The 25,390-nt window shown below is 37.6% G+C and carries 23 protein-coding genes, 1 other RNA gene and 3 pseudogenes; 3 read left to right on the top strand and 24 right to left on the bottom strand.

What is annotated here, in order from left to right; all coding sequences use genetic code 11:
• Window positions 1-207 precede the first annotated feature (207 nt).
• The 7 genes and pseudogenes from ACVBAX_RS17920 to ACVBAX_RS17890 form a co-directional block, all read right to left on the bottom strand.
• Complete coding sequence (locus ACVBAX_RS17920) at window positions 208-1,200, bottom strand: zinc-dependent alcohol dehydrogenase family protein (protein ID WP_447118229.1); 993 nt, start codon at window positions 1,198-1,200, stop codon at window positions 208-210.
• A 72-nt stretch (window positions 1,201-1,272) separates the two neighbouring features.
• Window positions 1,273-1,800, bottom strand: a complete 528-nt coding sequence (locus ACVBAX_RS17915) for a nucleotidyltransferase family protein (RefSeq protein ID WP_447118235.1) — start codon at window positions 1,798-1,800, stop codon at window positions 1,273-1,275.
• A 314-nt stretch (window positions 1,801-2,114) separates the two neighbouring features.
• A pseudogene (locus ACVBAX_RS17910) lies at window positions 2,115-2,563 on the bottom strand (GNAT family N-acetyltransferase).
• Between the two features lie 350 nt (window positions 2,564-2,913).
• A complete protein-coding gene (locus ACVBAX_RS17905; protein ID WP_447118227.1) occupies window positions 2,914-4,245 on the bottom strand; it encodes a sigma-E factor regulatory protein RseB domain-containing protein in 1,332 nt (443 codons plus the stop codon).
• Window positions 4,235-4,786, bottom strand: coding sequence for a sigma-70 family RNA polymerase sigma factor (locus ACVBAX_RS17900; protein WP_447118226.1), 552 nt, complete (start codon window positions 4,784-4,786; stop codon window positions 4,235-4,237). The genes ACVBAX_RS17905 and ACVBAX_RS17900 overlap by 11 nt, the downstream gene beginning before the upstream one ends.
• A gap of 534 nt (window positions 4,787-5,320) precedes the next feature.
• Complete coding sequence (locus ACVBAX_RS17895) at window positions 5,321-5,755, bottom strand: DUF3231 family protein (protein WP_447118225.1); 435 nt, start codon at window positions 5,753-5,755, stop codon at window positions 5,321-5,323.
• A gap of 173 nt (window positions 5,756-5,928) precedes the next feature.
• On the bottom strand, window positions 5,929-6,150 hold the full coding sequence (locus tag ACVBAX_RS17890; RefSeq protein WP_447118224.1) for a DUF3231 family protein: 222 nt from the start codon (window positions 6,148-6,150) through the stop codon (window positions 5,929-5,931).
• A 261-nt stretch (window positions 6,151-6,411) separates the two neighbouring features.
• Between ACVBAX_RS17890 and ACVBAX_RS17885 the strand changes: the two genes are divergently transcribed.
• Window positions 6,412-6,873: a hypothetical protein gene (locus ACVBAX_RS17885; RefSeq protein WP_447118223.1), complete on the top strand. Its 462-nt coding sequence runs from the start codon at window positions 6,412-6,414 to the stop codon at window positions 6,871-6,873.
• A 101-nt stretch (window positions 6,874-6,974) separates the two neighbouring features.
• On the opposite strand, the gene ACVBAX_RS17880 is transcribed toward ACVBAX_RS17885, so the two are convergent.
• The 12 genes and pseudogenes from ACVBAX_RS17880 to ACVBAX_RS17825 all read right to left on the bottom strand — a co-directional run bounded on the left by ACVBAX_RS17880 (window position 6,975) and on the right by ACVBAX_RS17825 (window position 17,882).
• On the bottom strand, window positions 6,975-8,552 hold the full coding sequence (locus ACVBAX_RS17880; protein ID WP_447118222.1) for a SagB family peptide dehydrogenase: 1,578 nt from the start codon (window positions 8,550-8,552) through the stop codon (window positions 6,975-6,977).
• A gap of 23 nt (window positions 8,553-8,575) precedes the next feature.
• The gene (locus tag ACVBAX_RS17875) at window positions 8,576-10,522 is read right to left on the bottom strand and encodes a TOMM precursor leader peptide-binding protein (protein ID WP_447118221.1); all 1,947 of its coding nucleotides are present in this window, start codon (window positions 10,520-10,522) and stop codon (window positions 8,576-8,578) included.
• Window positions 10,519-12,432, bottom strand: a complete 1,914-nt coding sequence (locus ACVBAX_RS17870; RefSeq protein ID WP_447118220.1) for a putative thiazole-containing bacteriocin maturation protein — start codon at window positions 12,430-12,432, stop codon at window positions 10,519-10,521. The genes ACVBAX_RS17875 and ACVBAX_RS17870 overlap by 4 nt, the downstream gene beginning before the upstream one ends.
• Window positions 12,433-12,587: 155 nt before the next feature.
• The gene (locus ACVBAX_RS17865) at window positions 12,588-12,914 is read right to left on the bottom strand and encodes a heterocycloanthracin/sonorensin family bacteriocin (protein ID WP_447118219.1); all 327 of its coding nucleotides are present in this window, start codon (window positions 12,912-12,914) and stop codon (window positions 12,588-12,590) included.
• A 331-nt stretch (window positions 12,915-13,245) separates the two neighbouring features.
• Window positions 13,246-13,323, bottom strand: an RNA gene (gene ffs / locus ACVBAX_RS17860) — signal recognition particle sRNA small type.
• Between the two features lie 61 nt (window positions 13,324-13,384).
• Window positions 13,385-13,789, bottom strand: a pseudogene (gene hepT, locus ACVBAX_RS17855) (type VII toxin-antitoxin system HepT family RNase toxin).
• Entirely contained in the window at window positions 13,779-14,183 is a 405-nt protein-coding gene (gene mntA / locus ACVBAX_RS17850; protein WP_391559043.1) for a type VII toxin-antitoxin system MntA family adenylyltransferase antitoxin, read from the bottom strand. Before mntA ends, hepT begins: the two are co-directional and overlap by 11 nt.
• Window positions 14,184-14,324: 141 nt before the next feature.
• Window positions 14,325-15,074, bottom strand: a complete 750-nt coding sequence (locus ACVBAX_RS17845; protein ID WP_447118218.1) for a YwaF family protein — start codon at window positions 15,072-15,074, stop codon at window positions 14,325-14,327.
• A gap of 18 nt (window positions 15,075-15,092) precedes the next feature.
• Window positions 15,093-15,302: a hypothetical protein gene (locus ACVBAX_RS17840; RefSeq protein WP_447118236.1), complete on the bottom strand. Its 210-nt coding sequence runs from the start codon at window positions 15,300-15,302 to the stop codon at window positions 15,093-15,095.
• Window positions 15,297-15,496, bottom strand: a pseudogene (locus ACVBAX_RS17835) (DNA replication protein DnaD); the annotation flags it as partial. The pseudogene ACVBAX_RS17835 and the gene ACVBAX_RS17840, both read right to left, overlap by 6 nt.
• 184 nt (window positions 15,497-15,680) lie before the next feature.
• Window positions 15,681-16,655 (bottom strand): aldo/keto reductase, encoded by a 975-nt coding sequence (locus ACVBAX_RS17830; RefSeq protein ID WP_447118217.1) that lies wholly within the window; start codon window positions 16,653-16,655, stop codon window positions 15,681-15,683.
• Between the two features lie 66 nt (window positions 16,656-16,721).
• Window positions 16,722-17,882 (bottom strand): MFS transporter, encoded by a 1,161-nt coding sequence (locus ACVBAX_RS17825; RefSeq protein WP_447118216.1) that lies wholly within the window; start codon window positions 17,880-17,882, stop codon window positions 16,722-16,724.
• A gap of 348 nt (window positions 17,883-18,230) precedes the next feature.
• Between ACVBAX_RS17825 and ACVBAX_RS17820 the strand changes: the two genes are divergently transcribed.
• Both ACVBAX_RS17820 and yidA read left to right on the top strand, forming a co-directional pair.
• On the top strand, window positions 18,231-18,776 hold the full coding sequence (locus ACVBAX_RS17820) for a TetR/AcrR family transcriptional regulator (RefSeq protein WP_447118215.1): 546 nt from the start codon (window positions 18,231-18,233) through the stop codon (window positions 18,774-18,776).
• A 205-nt stretch (window positions 18,777-18,981) separates the two neighbouring features.
• Window positions 18,982-19,788, top strand: coding sequence for a sugar-phosphatase (yidA, locus tag ACVBAX_RS17815; protein ID WP_447118214.1), 807 nt, complete (start codon window positions 18,982-18,984; stop codon window positions 19,786-19,788).
• 77 nt (window positions 19,789-19,865) lie between these two features.
• On the opposite strand, the gene gerQ is transcribed toward yidA, so the two are convergent.
• From gerQ to ACVBAX_RS17790, 5 genes are all read right to left on the bottom strand, one after another.
• On the bottom strand, window positions 19,866-20,357 hold the full coding sequence (gene gerQ, locus ACVBAX_RS17810) for a spore coat protein GerQ (protein ID WP_447118212.1): 492 nt from the start codon (window positions 20,355-20,357) through the stop codon (window positions 19,866-19,868).
• Window positions 20,358-20,379: 22 nt separating this feature from the next.
• The gene (locus ACVBAX_RS17805) at window positions 20,380-20,856 is read right to left on the bottom strand and encodes a cell wall hydrolase (protein WP_447118211.1); all 477 of its coding nucleotides are present in this window, start codon (window positions 20,854-20,856) and stop codon (window positions 20,380-20,382) included.
• Between the two features lie 185 nt (window positions 20,857-21,041).
• Entirely contained in the window at window positions 21,042-22,292 is a 1,251-nt protein-coding gene (locus ACVBAX_RS17800) for an ATP-binding protein (protein WP_447118210.1), read from the bottom strand.
• Window positions 22,293-22,463: 171 nt separating this feature from the next.
• Window positions 22,464-23,381, bottom strand: a complete 918-nt coding sequence (gene hprK, locus ACVBAX_RS17795) for an HPr(Ser) kinase/phosphatase (RefSeq protein ID WP_430773508.1) — start codon at window positions 23,379-23,381, stop codon at window positions 22,464-22,466.
• Window positions 23,382-23,686: 305 nt separating this feature from the next.
• Window positions 23,687-25,285, bottom strand: coding sequence for a nucleoside hydrolase-like domain-containing protein (locus ACVBAX_RS17790; protein ID WP_447118209.1), 1,599 nt, complete (start codon window positions 25,283-25,285; stop codon window positions 23,687-23,689).
• Window positions 25,286-25,390 lie beyond the last annotated feature (105 nt).

Here is a 25,390-nt window from a genome sequence, read left to right as displayed (position 1 = left end):
TTCATTTTATACCCTCCTGGTTAATTGAGTTGTCCTTTTCGCTTGCAGGCTTTGGACTCTCTCATTCTACCAAGAGGTTATTTTTTTGTTCAAACCTCATTTTCATTCATTACAGGAATGCTGCCCCTTTTCTTAAGTAAGAGATTCAATAAAAATAGGCATTAATCCTTCTTGGATTAATGCCTATTTTTATTGAGCAAGATGTACTCAGTAACTTGTTAAAAATACTTTCCCTTTTGTTTTATTAGAAAATTCAACAGCGTCAATTGCCTTTTTAACATCCGACAAGTCATACTTTGAATCGACCATCATCAACCGTAATTGTTTACCATCTATTAGGCGTATTAAATGATTAAAAGTTTCTTGCCATTTTTTTGCAGAGACATTTTTATTCCAATTCCGTAAATGAAACATATTCGCATTCACTTTTGCTTGATTTACAATTTCTGCCCAATTTACTTGTACCCCAGATAAAAGACCGATTGTTAAAAACTGTCCATCGGGTCGGACACTAAAAGCTAATTCATTTCCATCCGAACCTCCAACAGAATCAATGGCAGCATGTGCACCCATTCCACATGTTAATTCCATAACGCTTTTATTTAGGCAACTTATAGAGGTATCAATCACATTAGAAGCACCGAGTTGAATTAATTCCTCTGTATACTTATTATTTCTAGTTACTGCAATCAATTGAAAACCTAAAATCTTTGATAATTGAGCAAAAATATGACCAATAGAAGAACCACATGCGTTAACCAATAAAACATCATTTGGTCTTATTTTTAAAACTTCCGTACAAACCACCCACGCTGTAACGGGATTGATATACATTTGTGATGCAATAAAATCATCAATAGAATCAGGTATATGAACGGCGAATTCTGCTGTTGTCTTAACAAACTCTTGCCATGTACCTTCCCCTCGCAAAGGTAAAACCCGTTTACCAATGAGGTTCTTTGAAACTAAAGGACCTACATCCTCTACAATCCCAACTCCTTCATAACCAGGAATATTAGGTAAAGAAATTCGATGAGAATACGCTCCTCTAACTGGAATTAAATCAGAAGGATTGATAGGTCTTGCCAACATTCGAACAAGAACTTCATTATCTTTTGGTGGTTCAATGGTTTTATATTCAATTTTTAAAACATCTTTAGGGCAGCCGAATTCGTAGAAATTAATATATTTTGCGTCCAAAACAATAAAGGCTCCTTAATATAAATTACAATTATTTAATTATAGCATTTTTGACTAAACTGCTCCTTTAGCTTAGTAAGAATGAGTAATATAATGCACTTTTAAATTATTCCAAATTGATTTCCAATTCTTTTTTATGATTCCGGCTTCGTAAATTTCAACTCGTTCTTTAGTCTCTCTAAAAAAAAGAGTTGGCTTCACTTCTAGATTAATAACATCACTAATACCACAAGGGGCTATTAATTTCACATTTTCTCTTTCATCTAATTTTACTCCTAAAGCTGTCGCTGTTTCTGGGAACTTGGAAATAGCATCAACGGAAGAAGAATAGGGGGGCATATTGCTTTTAATGTGCATTCTTGCTTCATTTTTTACAGACCAAGGAGCTTTAGGCATAAGGGTTTTAAGCATTTCCTCAAGCTTCTTTTCCGTTAATTCATCAATATTTCTAGGGTCAAAATAAATTACATCAATATCTGGAATTGGAGTTCTTTCATTGAAATTATGTAATGTATCCCATATTTTTGAACGAATAAATCCAGCACAGATCCACCAATCAGGCAAATTCAACGATTTAGCTGCTTTTAATATATCCATCATCCATTCATCTTCTGTTATAAGTTCAATGATTTTTTCCTCATTTATCACTGTAAATTAGCTCCTTAAAATGTGTATTACATTAATAATTCGTTAAACTTGAATGCTTATCCTTCTTCAACAAACCTGCTCCTTTTCTACAATTAGAAAAGAGGATTGCAGTAAAAAATCCTATTCTTACACTTCCTCTAATCTCGACCCAGTTTAGTTCCTATGTTTAAAGGCAACCAACTAGTGAACTGCACCCCAATTGTTAGACACTAATCTAACAATTGGGGTGCAGTTCACTTTCAGGTGCTTTTAAATTGGGTTTATTGTTATGAATTATTTTCTCTCCATTCGTTTGCTAAAACCCCATAAACGGTAATGTCAACATAATGGTCATATAGCCATTCTGCTTGCCTAATTATCCCTTCATTTACAAAACCTAATCTTTCTGGAACGCTCCTACTTTTTTTATTTCCCACAGCAGCTCGAATTTCCACTTTATTTAAATTGAGGTGAGTAAAAGCATAGTTAGTCAATGCTTTAGCAACTTTGGTCATAATCCCTTTTCCTTGATATTCTTTTCCAAGCCAATATCCAAAATATGCCGTTTGTTGGACCAATCTATACTGTTGAAGCCTGCTGTTCCAACAATTTCTCCATTGAATAAAATAACGGTATATAAACTTTGATTTTCGGCATAACCTTTTAAACATCCTCGAATAAAGTCTTTTGTATCTTCAACATAGAAGTCCCATGCCGAACATAGTAATTTAGCAATTGTACCAACAAATGCATAGCAGGAGGTTGCCACGAAGAAAATTGCTTTTTTATTCATTAACGAGGAAATAGTGACAAACAGAAGTACTGTTAGTGATAAATTTGAGCAAATAATCGATTCTGTATTATAAATTAAGTCTGTCATTAATAGATAGTTTCATAGAGTAAAGCCACACTTCACTTAATGAAGTATGGCTTTTTTATAGTATACCTAACTAAAATAATCTTAGTAGACCATAAAAACCAGGTCTTTATTAAAACAAAAGAAGAGCAAATCTCTCTGCTCTCCTTTCTTATTAGGTATCCTTCCGAATCTGCCCACAATATATCATTCTGTTGTAACTGATTCATTTACTCACGCACAATCTTTAACGTGTCTACCTTATACCCTTCAGCAAGTACGTGAAAATTATATTGGGACTTTTCGGATGAAGCTTTTGTAAGATATACAAACCCTACTTTTCCGTCCTTCTCAATTCTGTCCACTACATATCCTTTTTCAACAAAAATAAACCATTGGTCATACTGTCCATTAAAACGAAATAACGTTGTCTCATTTGGTCTCTTCTTTGCTTCTTCCCATTGATTCTTTAACTCCTCGGGGATAAATTCATCTATATTCCCATTAGTCATCTTAGGTTGAGTATCTTCTTCCACATCTAAATTCTTGTATCCTTCTAGGTTTGGAGTGAATTGTTTACTATCAATCGGAATGTTAATTTCAAGTTTAGTCGGATATAGGTAGTCCACAACCTCTCCTTCTGAGTTGTACGTTTCGTATTTAACTAGGATCCCTGTATCTTTATCCACCCAAAAACGGAACGATTGGAAATCTCTATGATTTTTATTTCCTTTAATAATAAGCGTATTATGCCCCAGTATCTCTTCATTTTGTTTTTCAATATCCCACGAGTTTAAGTCTCTTGTATAGTTGGATGCTATTTCATAAGGAAACAACGTTTCATTCGCAACACCAATAGGAGGTCTGCCCCGATAATTCGTAACATCGGTTCCTGGAAATGCCTCATCAAGTGTAATAGGTTGACCAAAATTATCATAATCAGCATATTTAAACTCTTTAAATGTATTTGTTTCTTCTGAGAGCGCCCAAACGGAACCACCTAAATAATATTCGGAATTTATTACCTTTTTACCATTAACAGCTTCTGTGGTTTTACTAACTCCTCCAGAAATCTCGCCAAGGCTAATAGTATACTCCACCTCATATTCAGCTGGGATATGACCGTAATGCATCTTGTACTGACCAGAAGCTGTTTTAAAATAATCAACAGTATTAATCATTTTTGTAAGAATTTCTTCTTTGGTCATATTATCATAATTTTCTTCTTGAACGGTTGGGACATATTCCGTTTCACTGTCTAATGGCTTCGTTAACGATTCCTTGGTATCTTCCTTTGGTTTGTCTATTTGTGTTTTCTCTGATCCCGAGGGCGAGTTTAATTGCATGCCTACAAAATACGTTATACCTAGAGCTATAAGGGATATAACGGACATACTGAGGACCATATTGAACTTGTTCTTCAGTGGCGATAATCGACTACTATTATGTTCGGGGTTTTTAATGGAATGTAAAACCTTATGATAGTGTTTATCCTCAAAAGATATGTCCCTAAAAATGGTTTCATCCATTTTTTCTTTTAGATTCTCCAATTTATTTTCCATTAATGGCCCACGCTCCTTCGAATGATTCTCTCAGCTTAAGACGTCCACGATGCAGCCGAGTTTTCACGGTACTCGAATTGGTTTTTAATAAGTTCGCGATTTCCTCTACCGAAAACTCCTCATAATAAAAGAGAATAATTACTTCGCGCTGTTTTACTGGGAGTTCCATTACTTTCTTGGATATATCTTCTTTGTCTTCTGAAACAACGTAAGTATGATCTAAGTTAGCTTTGGTTTGTTTGGACTTAAAGAAATCGGTTATGTATAAATTTTTATAAGACCAGCTCTTTAAAACATCTTTACACCTATTTACCGTGATTCTAATTAGCCAGGTTTTATAAGAAGATTCATTTCTAAAGGAATCCATCTTCTCATAACACTTAATAAATACATCTTGCGCTACATCTTCTGCTAACTGCTTTTGTTTTAGGTAGCTATACGCAATTCTTATCACATCATTCCCATAGGTCCTCATTAACCACTTCAGCTTTTCTTCTCGATTCAAATGTTCTAGTGGCTCTGATGTAGAGGCATCTATCATATAAATCTTGCTCCCCTCGCAATAATTTTTGTAATTAGACGATTCAAATTTTTCCAAGGTTCTGTTTTGAATTAATTTTATCCTTAATAACGCATTTATCGTATAGATTCTTGTTTTTCACAATAAAAAAAGACCTGAAACGAATTCAGATCTCTATTTTAATTGAAGTAGAAATTTTTCATTTATTAAAATAGATGTCTCTACTCTTCTTCTCCTGTGATGCTCGGATTTATCAAATCTGTTATCCTCGCGTCAAATTTTATTTCTACTTTAAATTCTCGTCATATGATGACAAATGACACAAATATGAAAAAATCCATCTACTACTTTACCATTCACTCTCAATATGTGTTAGCTCACTCCATAAAGGCAATATACCATTTTGTTCCATAAAAGAAACAAAACTACTACAGTTTGTTTCTGTGGTGGCCATTTCCATGTATACTATTGAAATAGTAATTATTATGAAGAAAGGGATGTAATCTTATTTACATCCCCTTTCCCTTATATTGCTTTTTTGACTGTCCAATAGCATTAGTTATTTATAATTTTCCTGTCATCCGCATTAGGAGGTTGCTCCATCCAATTTTTTTTAATCATTAACTTACCAAAACTACCATAAACAAGTAAATCATCTAGAATTGCTTTTTCACATAATGTTGCAATATCTGCCCTCATACTGTAAATCGCAGCAGTACCGTAATAGGAAATAGCTGCAGCAAATAAAGAGCCTGCATGAAACACCATCAGTTTATCAGAAAAGGGTGCTATATTTGAATTTGTTAATTCGGAGTCTAATGTACGAGGTATATGTAGGTTTTCTTCAAGTAACAATTTCGAAAAATTGCCAAGGTGTTTATTACTTACTTCTTTATCTTTACATACTTGCCTAAAGGCGATTAGACACCCCTTTGTAATGGAGCTTTTCTCCAAATTAAAATATATATTACCACATTCAAGAGTATTCATGGTTCTTTTATTACCAAATATATCCGTTACATAATCAAGAGTCCTGATAAATGAATTTTATCTGGTGTCGAATACAGCGGAGGTTTCTCGAGAAGATTTTTTTTAAACAAGGTCTGTCAATGATTCGTTATATAAATCCATAGTGTTAATATTACATTGGTAATAAAAATCTCTTATGTCCTGCCGAATGGAAAGAGTAAAAGCAAGGCTGTAAGACTGAGCTGCGTGCATAGACAACCAAGTCTATGAGCAGTTTGAAAAACTTTTTTTATCGTAGAGTCTTTAATGTTCTTATGCATGTACTTGATCACACAAATCCCCATTGTCTCACGTATGTAATGGGTCCACAAATTTGCTATTTCTGGAGAGGTTAATCTATCAGTATTTTGATTCATTTTTCTCATCCTATAATTTGTTATTTTTTTTATTGTTATCCATTTTATAGGTCATTATGTATTTTACATCATGCTCCCCCCACAGGGTCCTTGCCCGAAATTTAGTTACTTTGCTGATTAATACATGTTTCAAAAATACGAGACTCTAGTGACCCTTGTTCCCCGTATTCTATGTAAACACATACGTTTATCGTATAAGTCGAATAAATATATGAGCCAAGAGTAACACTACCAATAAAACTAATGTGGGGTATTAATGACATGAAACAGACTATTCTCTGGTCACTCTTGATATTGCCTTGGGCGTCCTTGTTTTTTTTGAAAATGGATATTGTACGCAGGTACATGCCAGTCGCTCTATTTATGACCGTTATTCATACCTTGGCATATCAAGCGGCTTACCATTACGGATGGTGGAAAGAGACAGGTTCGAGTCTGTTCGGGTGGGATAAAGTCATCCCGGTTCCTTGGGTGTACGGAGCATATTTAGTTATAGTTATCTGGATATTCCACTTTACATTCGGGAAATTTCGGATGTATTTGACTGTCAATATACTTTTGGACGGGGCATTTATGTACCTTGTTTATCCGGTATGGCAACGGATGGGGCTTGTATCGAGTGAATCGACATTGTCTACAATAGCTATTGTTACTATGATGGTCGGTTTTGCGTTAATTATCTATATGTATCAACTGTGGCAGGACGAAGTGTTCTTACCATGAAAAATGTGCGAATTCTACTTCTTACACTAATTAAAAAAGAATTCACCCACATAATCTCTGTGAAGTGAATTCTCCTACATAATATCCCATGAAGCAGGCTTTTAACAATGCAAACCTCCTACTAACCAAGGCCGGTGTTGATAAGGACCAATGGGAATCTGGATGAGAGCCGTATTTCCTTCAGTATCCAATCTATACAGGTGATCACACAATTTCACATCATATCCGAGGAGTGGGTGCCCTCCTAATCCTAACGCTGATGCAACGATGAGTAATCGTTGCACGAGCATACCTGCCTCCATCTGCTGGATACGATATCCTCTATATCCGAATGCATCTTTATCGTAATCCTTCTCTCCTGTCACATGAAAGCAGAGTTGGACTTGGAGTAAATTGACATTATCCATTGACATCCCGGATTGGAGCAGGAGTCGGTGATCCCCGGGTTGGACCTGTCTTAGTCCATGGACATGACGTTCATAGTGATATGCACCATCAGGAATGCCTTCTACATTATACATACAAACACTTAGATTGACGCGTGGCTCATGGTTATGATACACAGCTTCCAAATCATTTCGATACGAAAAGGAGTCCGTCGTCTCCTGCAAGAGATAAGCTACTAACTGTTGACTGACTTTTCCCAACACGAAATCCAAGCTAGGAGAAAATCGATTTCGACTTGCAGTTGCCAAATCATATGACATCCACTCTGTTTCAGGCAGAGCTAACAGTTGACCTTCCGCTTTCACATTTTGCTTTTCCTTGACAAATTCAAACGAAGAAGGAGAATTTTGCATGGCAGCTTGACTTAATTTGGTTAACATAGGGAATTCTTTTACCTTCTTTGAGCGGACATAGTGATCAGGATGAATCGCTTGTAATTCCCGGATCAGCTCTTCTGAGGATACCACTCTTTCCCTTTCACTCCCGTTTGCTGACCAAATGGTAGGTTCAACCGATAACGGGATGACCGCATAAACGCTTTCTTCTTTTTCCGATAAACCTAGCAAATGATTTACGGCCTGATCCAGATATTGAAAGTACACCCCTGATTCCCAGCTAAACCGTTTAGATACTTCCAATAGCTGCCCCATCAATACACCCGCATCCAAACCCTGCAGTCGGTAGGCAAAGTTATTATATTTGAAAAAATTTTTCCAAAACATCGTCGACACAAAAACCGTACCAAAACATGAAGATACGTCACAGCGATAACCAAGAGCCCGGGTAATATATGAATCGAAATTGCCTTCTCGCAGCAAGACCAAGCGGTGGTGTGCCACATCGTAATGGTAAACCCCGTGGGGCAAATCATCCATTTTCAGATATACGTATAATTCGTTTGGATACAACCCTCCACCCGACGGAGCAAATCTTCGGAACGATTGCATCATGTCTGTGTTGTTCTCTCCAGAACTTGTTGAGAAAACAGATTGACTAAATTGAGTCAGCCCGAAGACATACCATAGAAAATGACTGATTTCACGAAGATCGGGTTTTACGGGAGGTTTAGAACCTTCAAGTGTCAACGGTACATTTAGAGATAATGGTACGACAGGCAAACCTCGGTATAGTTTATAGGCAAGTGGCCCATCCTCCCAATCCACTTCCCAATTCGGGATGCTTGCCTTTTCAATATCGAAATGTAAATTGTGCAGAAACTCATCACAATTCATAACAATCGCCTCCTAGTGACTGCTTATGGAAACGGATGAGGATGGGGATTGAGCTGTTCGGTCGTCAGCGGTTCCGTTGTATATCCCAATTCCATCGGGACCCTTAACACCCTCTCGAGTCCGGTTATTCGTGTAAGATGCTGTCCGAATGTCATTGGAAGCATTCCTGGAATCAGTACTTTCACACAATATAGGTTGTTTTGAAGCGTTTCCGGTGTTGACTGATCCACCACAATCACATCGAGGTTTAATCGGCGAAATTCTTGAAGAAGTTCCAATAGATCATCGGTAAGATCTAAATGCTTACGTCTAGAACCATATTCCTCTTCAAAGGTTCTTAATGGGCGATTGTCCTCTAACAAAAACTTTAGGCGCTCTTCGGCCTCCGGTAATCCATACAACATCCCATGATCGTCCATCTGTCTTACCAAGCTTGAGTCATGTAACATACGCAAATACTCCGACTTGTTTTTCTCCAATTTCTCATCCAATGACAACATCATCCCAGCTAACTCGTGAACAGCCGTTTTTACCGCACGTACGGGGTCCAAATGAGCTCCAGCCGCACATATCAGATTCAAACCTGTTTTCTTTCTATTTTTTGCGATTGCTAAAATACTCGGAATTCCGTGCTCCATGGTCGAGTTATATAAATGTAAATCATATCCACCAACCGTTTGCATCCGGTCAATCATTAACAGAAGCTCTTGATCCTCCGTGGAGTATGGATCAAGACGCGGCAAAGGAAGCTCTGCATACCAAGTCATTAAGAACGAATCCCGCTCCACCACTTCCAAAATACCATAGAAAATAGCTTCTTCTAAACTACCTCCTAGCGCACATCCGTTGGAAGTCTCATAGACGAACCCTCGCGATTCGCAACCCAAACTGTAATAAGCCAGCAACTCGGGGACCAGTATCGGACGCTCCTGCAAAAATGAATATCCCCATACCCAATTGATGGGGCGATCGGGATCAAATTCTTCAAATGGAAAACCAGGTCTTTGGTACTGTTCTTTTTCGTGCACACCTACTTCAATCGGATGGAGTGCCTGATTTTTCAACATGTTATAACTATCATGGACCACGGTCCGTTTACCACGGGGCTGAAGTCCACAGTACCGCTCCAATCCTTCCAATATCGCCGTTAACTCACTTACCGCGAAGGAGTTGGTCCGGCCCGCTGTTCCCTCATCTCCCTCGAACAAAGGCAGATTAACACTTACATCCGCAAAGGTATGAACAAGGTTGACATGTTTTTCATTTAAAAGCCCTGTACGTGGATCTAGATAGTCTTTCATTAAAACTGTACTCAGACTATCTAGCGAACGGGTGCGGAAATGGTCACGGTTAAACTTCGGAGTATGTCTCAATGAAATACCTGCCATTTCGGGTGAATCGACTGGTATTGAACTGCAAACGGGACACAAAGGGTCAGGCAGGAACTTATGCCAGGAACAGTTCAAGGTTTTCAGATTGAGAAAACAGACTTTTCCTTCGGAGGCCACCTCTTCTCCTTGTATGATTCTTTTTACCTCAGCTTCAATTATGTGTGCCAACTGTTGGAGTCCTGTACGTGATGCCCAAGCTTCCTGGTGCATTCCCCCATTTGACTCCAACCGCCTCTGCATCTCCCGCATGTCTCTACGGTCGTGTCCTGTCAAAAGACGTCTTGTCTCCACACATTGAGTGCAACCCGGGGTACCAGGCCGAACTAGAGGACCTATGATTCCTTCTCCAAAAAAACCAAAACCTCGTAGCCATGGAGTGTTGATACGACGAAACATCTGTTCTGCTTGTTGATAAACAGAGGGATTCCAGACATCCTGCAGCACCAATGCCAAATCGATGGTTGTTGGTAGGATGCTCTCGAAATTAGATTTACGAACCACAAGGTATTGAGAGGATATTTCTTCACATATGAAGTCTGATAATATCCCTTCTCCGACCACTAACACAACAGCACTCACTTGAATCCCTCCTCTTGAATCAATACCCCGAATACCCCGGCCAATTTCTGTTTAAGAAAAGGTTCCACATCAAGTTCATACACCTGAAGCTGCTTTCTGTTCCGTTCAAGGACTTTAATTGCTTCCTGGAGGTCCTCAGAACGAATCCTGTCTTCACACATAAGAATTTCTATACTTTCCGGTTCTTTTTCATCCAAAAATAATGAGGTAAATTCCAATGATCGCGGTGTTTCCGATTCTCCATGGTTTTGGCCTTTTGCAATAGCCTGCTGCAAAGCGTTTCGGAGTGCCAAGGTTCTATTAATATCTACACTGCCATACCATCCGTCTCTTGTGCCAACCCACACAACCGGAAATCCCGACACATTCTCCCCTAAGGCAATGGTCGGTGCACCTTGCATAGTCGTTAGGGACTGCAAATAAAAACGGCAGCGTTGATCCTCTACCTTCCTGAACTTCACTATAGAAACGGAATAACTCGGCTCGCGGCTTTGTCGGATTAACTCCTCTTCCAAACATTTTTGCAGGCCCCGCCAAACCCCTTCCGCTAACATAATACCAGCAGCTATTTTCACTTGTGGAGGCAGCTCAAAGATGTCGGCCATTTTTGAGACATACATTTCAATTCCGGTCAGCCCTGCTTCTATTCGCGCTTCCTGATGTGTCAGTGCTGAACATACCCTCTCCTGCAATAGGTCAGTTGGTCCCTCGGTTAATGGATTAACCGCCTGAACCGAGCACTGCGATAATGGTAGCTGCTTTAAATCTCCTTCCTCCCATTTGTGAAAAATCCCTGATACCTTGGATGTTAGCAGATTAAAGTGAACCAGTAATGAACTCGGATCACGATTTTCTGTTCTCTGTTCCAGTCTTACATTGATATCCTCTACTAATCTAACAGACGGATGTCTAGTTACTAGTGGATGAGGAATGAACGGATGCCAGTTACCTTCAAGTGTTTCTAAATCTAGAAGAAAGAATCGTTCTTTCTGTTCCTTTTCAGACACACCTGTAACATGCTTATACAACTCAAATACAATCACATTAGCAAGCATGGATCCAGCTGTCGGAGAATATGCGGAAAATGGCTGGTCATTGATGAGTGCTGTTTGGTGAAGACGGCGCCATGCAGACTCCCAACACCCTTCTGAATTTGGATGCACGAACGGTCCAGCTAACCCGACCTGTTCCAAGCAAATAGCAGGGAGAAACACCTTCTTTCCCTCCCTGCTAACCTTATGTAGAAGTCGTAGTTCCTCTACATCAGCCTTTTCTGAAACATACAAAATGTAATCAAACGGTTTCATCACTTCCTGCCAATCTCTTTCCTTGTTTTTGGTAAGCTCCTCTATCTCCACTTCATCGTCTGTTTTACGGGCACGCGCCACAAGTTCGTTCAACCGTCGTCTATTGGTCTGATCCGTATCCATTATCAGGATTTTGAACTTGGGATGTCCGGAAGTAAGTAACGAAGAAATCAACGAAATAAAAAATGGCCCTGATCCTACAGCCAACACATTCGACTGTCGATAGCATTGAAAACGGAACGCTCCTGAATCTATTAAGTTATCGACAAATTCGATTTGACAAGCATGGTTTTTTATAACCTGTTCTGTCAATTGATGCGGACGTTCTTGACTTACATCTCGAGCAAAACCGTTACTTACTAGTGTTTCTGCAATTTCAAACACTCTGTCACGGTATGGACCCGGTAATCCGGTTGTCAAATACTCCAAAGTGTGCTGGCCATTAAACATCGGCATTAACTTTTCAACCCACTTATCGATCATACTGCCTTCCATACGAAAGGAACTTACATTATTCCGAAAAAACACACCGCTGTTGGGGTATGGGAGAAAAAACGTGTCCCTTTTTACTTTCAGACGCGCAGAAGGGGTTAAATTTGTCACTTTCGTTCCTCCTTAGGTCCTCATCATTAATTATCATCACTATTATCCTATGTACTGCAATTTGTCCCTTATGTTTATACTTATAGAGAAGAGCCCCTGCGACGTGCAAGGGCTCTTCTCTATAAGCAACTGGGTTTCCATTTATAAAGCGAAAACTATCTTCCTCCGCAGCGATTTCCTCCACCACAACGGTTTCCGCCTCCGCAATTATGACCACCGCAACGATGTCCGCCGCCGCAATTATGACCGCCACATCGATGCCCACCGCCGCAATTAAAACAGTTAAAGCAGCTGAAACAATTAAAACAATTAAAGCAATTAAAACAGCTGCTAAAGCAACTAGAACAACGGCCAAAACCACCCACACCTACGAATAAACGGTCCTGATCACCATAGAATTGGTTTGGATCGTACGTCACTGGTTGGGAAGCTTGGAAATCACCGAGATTTAACGCTTGAAGTTCATTTTGAAAATCGTACATTTATTTAACCTCCTAAATAATTTAACCAAGGGCAGTTTCACTTTTTTAAAACGAGGTATGACAAAAGTACTTTAAATATAGGTGATTATAATGATTTCGAATCCTCCCCAACAAAATATGTACAATGGGTGGGTGTTGCTACTGATATAAAAGCCTATTTTGCTGATTTTAAAGAATCTTCTCGAGTTACAAAAAGGGGTGCCTCCAAAAGTTATTATTTTGGATCATTGGAGGATTTCATTAAGGGAGTTGAGCATGTTTCAGGCAAGCGCACGCCTGTTGAATATAACAAAACCCACAAAGATGGAGTCTTTGTGGGTTAAACTTCGTATGTATCGCCACAAACAGGATTCTACTTAGTGCTGCTACCTTCCGGTCCTGACACATTTCATAGCTCTGTCTTGGCTTGTTTATATAATAACAAATATTATGGTGAAGATAAATAACAAATAATGTTAACTCCCTCAGAGTTAAAATAGAAGTATTGTCTTTGTAAAATGATTAAAATCTACTATATGATTCTCTAAAATTTTCTGCAGTATTTCTAAATTAAGATCTTGATAATCATGAACAGCAATGTTCCTAAATCCAACCAAGCTTTCATTTTACTTGATAATGAAGATGATATAATATTCTCTTGCTCTAATAATGTAAAAGCATCACGACTGTTTTGCGGTAGACCAAGCTTTTTTTCAGCTACTATATGCATCGCAAGACCTATACTTGCTTCACATGCTCGTTGTAGGTTTAATACTATAGAGTCTTGTTTAGTAAAATTTTTTAGATGCTCTGGGTGTATTTCCATATTCTTCATGAATACGCTTAATACAGCGTTCAACAATATTTATTTTATTTAAAATGACATCATTTTTCATAGATTGACCCGCTTTCATCTATTTGTTTTAAGATGGGAGCTCTTTCCTCGTTTAATTTGGCATACATCTTGAACGTTTTGAGTTCAAATTCTGCCTTTATATGTTCGTCTTCACAATATATTGTTCTTCCTGTATGAATAATCTGTGCTTGGAACACAGTACTTGCCTTTGATAGATCAATAAGATCAACTTCGATATTTATTTTTGAAGCTAATTCTTGTGCTATTAAAAATAGATCATACTTCTCTATTTCACTTTCTGATAGAAAAGCAATATCTATATCGCTATCCTTATTAGTTCTTCCAGTCACTCTCGATCCGAAGAGAATGATTAGTACAGGAGCTATTTTATTGGATAAAAATTGGATTATTATATTTTCAATATGTTTTTCCAATCTTAAAGTCCTCCCGACTTCTTTTTTTCAATTATAGCAATATTCCCTATAAAGTCTTATCGTTGATCTGTACAGTTCTATGAAAAATTGCAATAGCATCAATGATAAATTTCCTACCCTATATAAACGCTGAGGATCTACTTATATCCTAACCCTTCTTGTGTTATTTGATTTTCCTGACAGCTTCCATCGTTCAAATAATATAAAAGGCAAATAAAGCAATATACATAAAACGAGTGCAACTATCTCAAGTGAAATAATATACCAAGGCCATGGTCCAAGAAAATCAAGCAAAGATACAGTGTCAGGTTTTCTTGCGAGAAACATATAATTTGCTCCTGTTAATGCATTTACCGGGATCACAAACACCATTAGAACATTTAACCACAGCATCGTCCTTGCAACCGATATCCAAGTAGGTCTAAAACCTTCTACTGCAGTCATAAAAAGCGCTGTTAACAAGATTCCCCCATGTCCGATAAAAAAGTAAAAATACCAAAAATGCGGAAAAGCAACATCAAGCACTGGGGTTAATAACGCTTGTATCGCACCAAGGGTTCCTGCAAAAAAGACGAATTCATACAAGTAGAAATTACGAAAAAACAGCAGTAAGATCGATAAAAATAGGGTTAATGTACATAGATGAAACGGTAGCGATTGCTCTGCTGTCCAATTGCCGGTAGTGAGGTACCATAAATGTAAACCAACATGCAATAGGAGCATAAGCAATGCTAATCCGTAACGAAATTTACGGTTCCACCCGGGTTTACGTAAATGTGCTCGGAACCAAATGACTGTCCCTAAGACCAATATAATAAACAAAAGCGCCACACCATGCTGAAGCGAATACATTTCAAATGGGTTGCCATAGTGACCAAAGAATGTTTCCATAAGCCCCCTCCTATTTCACTAAGTAGTATACTTCCTTCCAAATATTAGTGATTTCCAGTTATATAATAATTCTTCACCAAATGTACTAAAAGCTTTTTGTTGTAGTTTTTCTTTTTCTTTTTTCTTTTTTTTATTTTCCCCACGTGTCGTATCATGACACATGGACGTATCGTCTAGATCTTCACATGCTATATCTACATATGTATCAGTTTCTTCTTCACTGTCCATTAATGAATGCACACTTTCGATGGAGTAGCCCAAATCAAAAGCCATTTGCTTTTTCGTAATTTTATAGATTCCAATTCGTGTCGTATCTGGATTGGTAAGTAGATACAGTAGAAGTATTTCTCCTCTCGCGTCATCTCCTCAGAGAAAATCGGGTTCTTCCAAAAATTAATTCGTACCATTCTATACTTTTCCATTTTAAACCACAGTCCTTTCATCTATTAAATTCCTCTCATAGATGATATATATTGAAATGTAGCAAATGGTTAGGTATTTTTCAAAAAAAAATCTATTTATTTAATGACAGCGGTATCAAAAAAGGGAACCAGGAAACCTCTGAACCTCTATTTAAGAGACTTAGGGGTTTCAATTTATATACTATTACTTAAAACCAACAATTTGATGTGGTATGTACGGCTCTTCTAAATAAGCAATCTCTTCAGGTGTCAAGTTAATCGAAAGAGCAGCTACCGCATCTTCTAGGTGAGACAACTTCGTAGCACCAACGATTGGAGCGGTTACAGGCTCCTTCAGCAGTACCCAGGCAAGTGCGATATGTGCACGTGGAACTTCATGTTTCACGGCCAACTCTGCTACTCTTTCAACAATTAAACGATCTGTATCTTTATTGTAAAAAGTACTCTTCGTACTGTCTTTTTCAGATCGAACCGTTTTATCTTCCCAATTTCTAGTCAATTTCCCGCCTGCAAGCGGGCTCCACGGTATTACAGCGATCTTTTCTTCTTTACATAGCGGAAGCATCTCCCTTTCCTCTTCACGATACAAAAGGTTTAGTTGATTTTCCATGGATACAAAACGAGTCCATCCATTTTTTTCAGCTACATGTAACGCCTTTAAAAATTGCCATGCAAACATCGATGAAGCACCAATATATCTTACCTTCCCAGCCTTAACCACATCATGTAAAGCTTCCATCGTTTCCTCAATAGGGGTGTTATAATCCCAACGGTGAATTTGATATAGATCTACGTAGTCTGTTCCTAGTCTCTTAAGGCTATGATCAATCTCCCTCATAATTGCTTTTCGAGAAAGACCTTTACTATTAGGACCGTCAGACATCGGGAAATAAAGTTTGGTTGTGATAACTATTTCGTCCCGATTTGCATAATCTTTTAATACACGCCCAACAATTTCCTCGCTCGTTCCATTTGAATAATAGTTTGCTGTATCAAAAAAGTTAATTCCTAAATCAAGAGCTTTTTTAATAATGGGACGACTATTCTCTTCATTTAATGTCCAAGCAGGATATCCTTGATCCGGTTCACCAAAACTCATACATCCAAGACAAAGTCGAGACACATCCAAACCAGTATTTCCAAGTTTTACATAATCCATTTTATCTTCCTCACTTCCAAAATATTATTTAAGGGTTAAGACCAATTGTGGGTGCTACATCCTATTTTAAACAGCGGCATCAAGATCCCTATTTTTTTGTACCAACCTATTCACATAAAATCTAAAGACTACCAATGCACACCCTACAGACACGGCACTAACGATGAAAAGTACTGAATAACTTGTGTACTGCGATATCCATCCCAACATAATTGATCCAAGTCCAATACCTAGATCCGTTGCAGTAAGCAAAGAAGCATTGGCTATCCCTTTACGATCTGGACGAGCAAGACGTACGGTGGCTGCTTGTATAGCAGGCGATGCCGAACCGAAACCTATCCCGTATAAAACAGCTGAAACGAGTATTCCAATTAACCCTTCCGCTAGACTCAAGGAGATGAGCGCTATAATTGTCATACCAAGAGCTGGAATAATCACATACTTCTCTCCATGTTGGTCCGAAAGTTTTCCAGCAATAGGGCGACTAAGAACAAGAGTTGCAGCATACACCATAAAAAAGGCACCAGAATTAAAGGCAAGAGAATTCGTAAATAAAGGGACGAAAGCTGTAATCCCACCATAGGCAACATTTAAAAAGAAGACACAGATAGTAATAGGTAGGACTGTTTTTTCAAAAAGCTCTATTTTTTGCATCCCCGTTTTCTTCGGTTGGAAAGGTATTTTAGCACCGAACATCAACAATAGCGCAACTACAGAAAGAACGACTGAGATGAAAAACAACGCTTGATAGGATATGTTTTGTGTAATCCAAATTCCGCACATTGGCCCAATTGCCATGGCGAGGGTCATAGCTGTGCTGAACCAGCCCATTCCTTCCCCTCTTCGTGTAGAAGGTATGATATCTGTAATGGCGGTAAAAATGGCAGTGGTTGAAACGGCCCAACTAAATCCTTGTAAGATCCGTAGGCCTAGTAAAACAAAAACTCCACCAACCCAGCTATAGAAATACATAGCCAATGTAAAAATTAGAAGACCCCATAAAATAAATGGTCGCCTACCGTAACGATCTAATAGCCCTCCGATGATTGGTCTAAGAATAACAGCAGATAGCATAAACGCACCCACTACCAGACCCACCTGACTTTCGCTTCCCCCAATGTGTTTAATAAACAGCGGCAGTGTTGGTAGAAGCATATAAAACCCAGTAAAAAGGAAAAGCATACTTACGGTCATTAGAATAAATGGCTTCGTCCATAATCGTTCCATGTTGTCATTCCCCCTAGATTACTAGTTAAATAGAAGCGACTGATTCTTCTCTCCTGAGTCTTCAATACAAAGCCATTATGAATCTTCACTTTATCACCTCTACTAATAGAAAAAGCAAAACCTTACCCTTTTTAAGGTAACGGTTTTGCCTGATTTATCAGTTACAACCCGTGTCTTATGTTTCCAATTATATATAATTGGAAAGCACTTTCAATTGTCAAAACAAAGGGGTTTGTAAATTAATAGACAAATGGTTGATTTTTGTTCAATATCTTTAAATAAATCATGTTACATTATTAGACATTTGTTTATAATTAAAGATAATTTATTAAAGTTGGTGAACATATAATGAGTAAAATCGATAGAAGAATACTTAAATCCCAAGACGCTATTAAAAATGCAGTTATTCAATTAATGTCAGAAAAACATTTTGATGATATTACAATTCAGGATATATCTGATAAGGCAAATGTAAGCCGAGGAACTATTTACCTTCATTATGTTGATAAATATGATCTATTGGAAAAACTAATTGAAGAACATATTAATAAGCTACGGGAGCTGTGCGAATCTGCATCTGATTTAGAATACGGAGAAGCAAATTTACCGTGGTTTAAATATCTAAAAAATAATTATTTGTTTTTTTCTACCATGTTAGCAAGTAAAGGGGCTCCTTCGTTTCGTAGGCAATTCATTGAATTTCTTATTGAGGAATTTACTGATGAAGTAGATGCTATAACTGGGGTAAATTCCGATGTAAATAAAGATATTATTCTACAATTTATTGTTACCTCATACGTAGGGATAGTAGAATGGTGGTTCAAAAATGGAATGCCGTATTCCCCGGAAGTGATGGCAGAACAAGTGGGAATATTATTAGAACGAAATTTATAAGCAAACGATATAATAAAAATACTCGTGATCCCGCGTGGTTTACACGACCGCTGACATTAATAAGGATGCAAGATTTAACTTAAGCAAAAGAATGCCTTCACATAAGTACCCCTTCAAACATGCTCTATTGTTTGTGAATTTCCTACATTCAATTTATTTGTGCTACCATAAGGTAAATACCTAATAATGGAGTGGATCAATAAACATGTATAAATTGCTTGCAATTGATATCGATGGAACCTTAATCAATGATCGTAAAGAGGTAACAAAGGAAGTAAATGAGGCAATCCAAGCAGCTAAGCGAAAAGGAGTCAAAGTGGTCATTTGTACAGGGAGACCTATCGGAGGAGTTCATGGGTTCATAGAAGAGTTAGACCTTCATGACCAATATGTCGTGACATTTAATGGCGCACTCGTTCAACATTCCGAAACAAAGGAAGTGGCGTCAGAAATTTCTTTAACACATGATGACTTAATGACACTTTATGGAGTCAGTCAGGAACTCCAGACATCCATGCATTTCTTTGATTCACAAAGAATATATACTCCCAATAAAGACATTAGTCCATTTACCGTTGTGGAATCATTTGTTAATGGTGTGCCTTTGCACTATCGTGAAATTGAAGAAATTCCATCAGACATCTTAATACCGAAAGTAATGTTTGTGGGAGAACCTGAGCGTTTAGAAAAAACGATAGCTACAATTCCAGCAACTCTTAAGGAAAAATATACGATGGTGCGCAGTGCTCCCTATTTTTATGAAATTTTACACCCAAGTGTAAGCAAAGGAAATGCCATAAAGCTTCTTGCTGATAAATTAGGTATATCTCGTGAAGAAGTCATCTGTATTGGAGATGGCGAGAATGATTTAACAATGATTGAGTATGCAGGTTGTGGCGTTGCAATGGGTAATGCCGAGGAAAGTGTCAAAGAAATCGCTCAGTTTCATACACGATCCAACAATGAGCATGGAGTCGCCTATGCGATTGAACAATTAATAATAAATACATAATATAGAAAGGCTTATATCATAACGAAAACCCGCTTTTCCGAATAAGGATTAAGCGGGTTTTAATTGGTTTTACAAACTCAGTCCGTAGATGTAAGAGACGCCTGAACTTCTGGAGAGATTGTTGGAAAAGGATAGTTAATTTCTTCTTCAAATTCCACCCAATCAAGATTTGCCATCATGAGCAAGTAGCGTTTGCCGCTTGTTGGATCACTTATGATGATATGGTCACGACCAGCTGTTTCTACTCGCCCGTGGTAAACCATCGCGTTCCATTTGCTATTACCTTGGTAAGTAAAGTAAAAAGTTCCAATTTTACCTTTGTTATAGCGTATTATATTTTCGATAAAGGATTCTTCCACCGCGCCTGCCACAAGCTGCTGTCCAGTCCCCATCGGAACCACTGGGACAGAATACGTTGGTCCAGAAGGCATGCCCGCCGGGAAGCCAGTAGGCATAGCCATAGCCGCTGGGAAGCCAGGAGGTTGTGTGCCACTTTCCCTGGTCATAGAAGATGGATAAAGACTAGAATAGTAGTTCATGGGATAATAATTAAAGTCTTGACAAGACATAAAAAATCAACTCCTAAAAATTTTATCTATAAAACTCTGTGCAGTAACCCGGTACAGCGATATAGAAGCAATGATTTCGGTACGCAAAATCAAACTTCGTCATAGGTGATCTAGGCATAGTAGCGCCACAAGGTGCTCGAAACTTTTTTCCGGGACTTGGGTTATAAAACCACAAATTCATTCTAGCACGAGGTTCCCTATGTCCATGCAACAAATTCCTAGCTCTTTGAAGGTCTTCTTCACTGGGCCGTTGTGTATACAATGATCCATTTAAGACGGGTTCGAAATGAGGGACCCCAGTTCCAGGTATCGTTTGATAAATGGCATGCCTTATATTACGTAGGTTTTTGAAATCAGGAGCACAGTTGGCCTCAACTCGATTGGCCACAACCGTTCCCACCTTGTTCATGCCTTGAACACCTTCTCCAATCGCTTCAGCCAACATGAGCCTTGCCAACTCTTCCACGTCACGTGAATTATGCTTAATTCGTCTGCCCATTTTCTCACTCCTTCGGCTTATACAATTAATTTATTAACCGAAGCTGGGTTTGGTAGCTTGCCTATCTGCCTATATTTTATAAATTATAATTAACAACATAATCACTCACCAAATTACTCAAAAGAAAAAAACCTTATAATTAAGGCTTTTGCTCAGCAATATTTTATAATCTTATAAAATACTTTCTATATAATTTGCGGTAATAAAATGATAAATTCTGTTCCCTTATCTTGTACACTATTTACTTTTATTTTTCCTTTGAAAGAACGGATTATTTGAAAACTTACCATCATACCTAATCCTGTTCCCTTTTCCTTTAAGGAGTAAAACGGAGATCCAAGTCTGTCTATTTGTTTTTTTGTCATTCCAATTCCTTGATCCTTAATCATAATCTTTATATATCCATCATCTGTTGGAGTACAGCTAACCCAAACCGTTCCCCCATTCGGCATAGACTCTACAGCATTTTTTAAAATATTAATCAACGACTGGTTCAGTTTTTGAGGATTAGCATAAATATAACAGTTAGTAAGAATATCCATTTTAACCACAACATTGTGATTTATGCTGTAACTTCGAATGATATTTACTACACGTTCTATCTGATACCCTACTTCGATTTTTTCAATGTTATTGATTGAGGGTTTTCCAAAGGATAAAAAATCATCAATAATTTCATTTGCACGATCTAATTCTTCAATTGATATTTTGATATAATTTTTCTTTTCTTTAGGCAATTCGCCTTCGTTAAGAAGTTGTAAAAAACCACGTGTAACTTGCATCGGATTTCTGATTTCATGAGCAAAAACACTTGTTAACTCACTTATCACTCGTAATTTTTCCGTATTTTGCACCTCTAGACGGAGCTGGTGAATCTCCCTGATTGTTTCTATTAACATTGTGAAGAACCAAGTAACAACTACTACAAAAATAAGATGAACAATCTGTACTTTTAGATAATCATAGGAAAAACCTCTTAAAATAACGAAAATAGTAAGACCGATAAGACAGTAGTAAAAGGAAAGACCCACCGCAATATTAACCCTTTTGTCCTTTTTCGAACGTGAAAACCTTCTTTGAAAATAAAATATTACAGGAAGTGATAAAAATAAAACAAGAATCGTATTGTAAAATCCTATACTGATGCCAAAGGAAAAGCGAAAAAGTACAATTAAGACAGATAAGAAGATTCCTGGCCAAAATCCACCATATAACGTCCCAATTAAAAGAGGAATGATTCTTAACTCCAAACGAGCATTTTCACCAAAATCCACTGGAAAGGACATGCAAAATATAATTGATATTCCCCACAAAACAGTCATTATGATGTTTTTATTTTTAGCACTTTTTACCTTTTCTGTAATAAATGTATAGTAGATAAATATGGGTATTACCATAAGGGTGAGTTGAAACAAAAAATCTTTTATAATACTCATCTTTGTGACCTTTCTTATATATAATCATTCTGAATTTGAGATATTTATATTATCAATATCGACCCATTTCCCCTAAAGTACAGTATTTCTGTAAAATTTTTATACAAAAACTAAAAAAAGGACATTAATCGTAATGATTAATGCCACTAATTACAAAGAATATTATATCAGCTAAATATCAGACTCTAACCGTTGTATAAACTCCTCCGCTGCACTGTATCCTTGCTGCTTCAGAAGCCAGTTATTTGCCGCTGCTTCAATTAAACCAGCCACATCCCGACCCGGTTGAAGCTGAATCTCTATATGGGGAATTTGCACTCCCATATATTCGGTGTATTTGGCTTCGTGATCCAACTCATTATTGAGTGAATTCTTCTGCCACTTTGTCAGTTCTATATCAAGTGCAATCCTCGTCTCATCTTGAAAAGCTTTTCTGCCATATAAGCGGACCACATTTAGAAGCCCGATACTCCGTAAAGCCAGGAACTCTTTTGTTTTTCCATCATGGGTTCCTAGAATCGTACGTGGACTGAGTTTTTTCAATACAACAATATCATCAGCCACAAGCCTGTGACCCCTACCAATCATCGTATGTGCCGTTTCGCTTTTACCGACACCTGAATTTCCCCGAAGTAAAATGCCCATTCCATATACATTGATACAAACCCCGTGCACTGCTATTGCTGGAGCTAATGCTTTTAGCATATAATCATCAAGATTTGTGATAAATTCAGAAGTAGGCTGAGGCTCATTTGTACATAACAACGGAATTCCCTCTTCAAGGCAATACTGAGTTAAATAAGTTAGCCCCTCCTGTCCAGCAGTAACGATAAAGCAGGGTGGATGGTATTTTACAATATTACCTATACGCATCTGACGTTCCTCTAAACTCAATTTGTGCAAATATGTAATTTCTTTTCTACCAAGAATTTGAACACGTTCCGTCGGAAAAAAATCAAAATGACCAACAAATTCCAAGCCGGGACGGTGGGATCTTGATTGTTTTATTTGTTGCTTTAATTTATTTTCCCCTGTTAGTATTTTTAATGAAAATTTTCGAACCAAATCTTCAACCGTTAAAATTTTCACATTCTATCTCCCTTTCATTCCTTATTACGTTCTTTGAATGAATATATAATATTATATCAATGTATATATCCAAAGACTATCTAAAACACAAGTGACACTAATAGCTGAAAAGAAAAAACCGTAGATTAAATCTACGGTCATACCTACTTTTCCAATAAAAATGTTAGCCCCCATTGCAGAACATTACTATAATCTCAATTAGAATTCGTTTAAGAAGGCGGGGACATATTTACAAAAAAAAGCCAAGGATTTCTTCTCCTTGACTTCGCTTCTTTTTTAAATATGAACTTTTAGGTTATTTACTTCTATTTAACTGTTAAAATAACACGTTGATAGTGTTTTAACCCATGTACACCATCATCTTGTACTTCTGCAACTATATGAATGGTGTCCCCTGACTTTGCATCTTCTGGGACAGTGAATTTCACGGTTTTTGAATTGGCTCCTTTTAAGGAAATACTGTCTGTCACTTCACCTTCAGCCAATTCACGATGAAGTCCTAGCTGTAAACCTCCTGCTAATTGTGGGATGGTTTCTTTTTGAGGTACCTTTGAGTCTTCATAAGTGTCTGCCTCAAAGTATCTCCACCATTTATATGTTAGCTTATCTCCATCCGGATCTGTCCCCTTAGCGTGCAGTGTTACTTTTTGTCCTTTGCTTACAGTTAAATCTAATCCTTCTTTAATTGTTAGAGTTGGATTATGATTGGCATCTTCATACTTTGAGGCTACTAGCCAATCAGCTCTTGCGGCAAAATCATCTTGTATATCGTCAAACCATCGCATTAAAGAGTATTCCGCTTCATAACGATTCGTGTAAACATTGTAATCTAAAACGGTGTTTCTGTATAACTTATCGTTTACCGCACCGAAGCGTCCACCCCAACCACCATAAGATGGATCTTCCATACTTCTTAACCCATTATTAATCAGATAGAAAAAGGAAGGTGAATCTCCTTCAGAAATGAAATCATATTTGTTATATTGAGGATTGTTCGTTAAATATTCTTCACTTCCACGTTGCTCTTCCGGTAATTCTCCTTCGATTATGTTACCGTCACCCATTAATGCATATAGCTCCATCAATGGTCCGTGTTCATACTTAATATTCTCCTTATTCCATGCACCTTGTAGCCTACTATTTACTTCATCCGTATGGTATTTCCATGCATAGGCAAAATGCCAAAAGTTCGATTGATCATTTATAATTCTTATATCTGGCCAATTCTTTGCAATATAAGAATTATAGCTATCATCTTGATCTAAAATGATATAAAGTACTAGTTTATCACTGACTCTTTTTTTAATTTCTTCCCAGTCTTCTGTACCTTCATATTCTTCTTGGATTGATTTTAACGCTCTAGCAGTTGTGTTTGTCCCACCCCAAGTTTGAACATATAAATCGCTTTCATTATTATCTAAAAATAGATCTTTTAAAAACTCAGATCCTTCTGTTATTTGTTCCATCTCACCTACGTCTGAAATATTACCAATTTTTGTTACGCTACGTATGTAGTCTGGAGTCGGATATCCATCGGCGTGTTGAATTAAATTTGGATAGCCCTCTTCATATGCGTCTATCATTTTCGATAACCATTCTGTTCCTGTCCATCTAAAAGGTTCTATGCCCTTTTCTTCATCACCAGCATAGTGATATACAGAGCTTGTTAGGACAATTCCTTCCAAATCCATCTCATTTGCATATAAAAGGTATCTGATAACGGAATTCATATCATCTACTTCACCATCAGTGGTAATGACTGTTCTCGCTTTTGAAGTTTGCTTATTCTTACTAACTTCAGGTTTTACAGCATTCTCTTTAACACTAACATTCTGGTTACTAAAACCGCTTGAAAAAAATACACTGACTAACAGCAGAATACATAATACCAATTTACGTTTCATTTTATCCTCCTAATTCTTTGTATTTTTCAACAAATAAAGCTTAACATTAAAACGTTTACATAACCGAGCAAACTTTTTCCCTTTCTCTCCGGAAAAGGTTATTGA

Source organism: Robertmurraya sp. GLU-23 (assembly GCF_052983275.1).
This window is presented reverse-complemented; position numbering and strand designations above follow the sequence as displayed.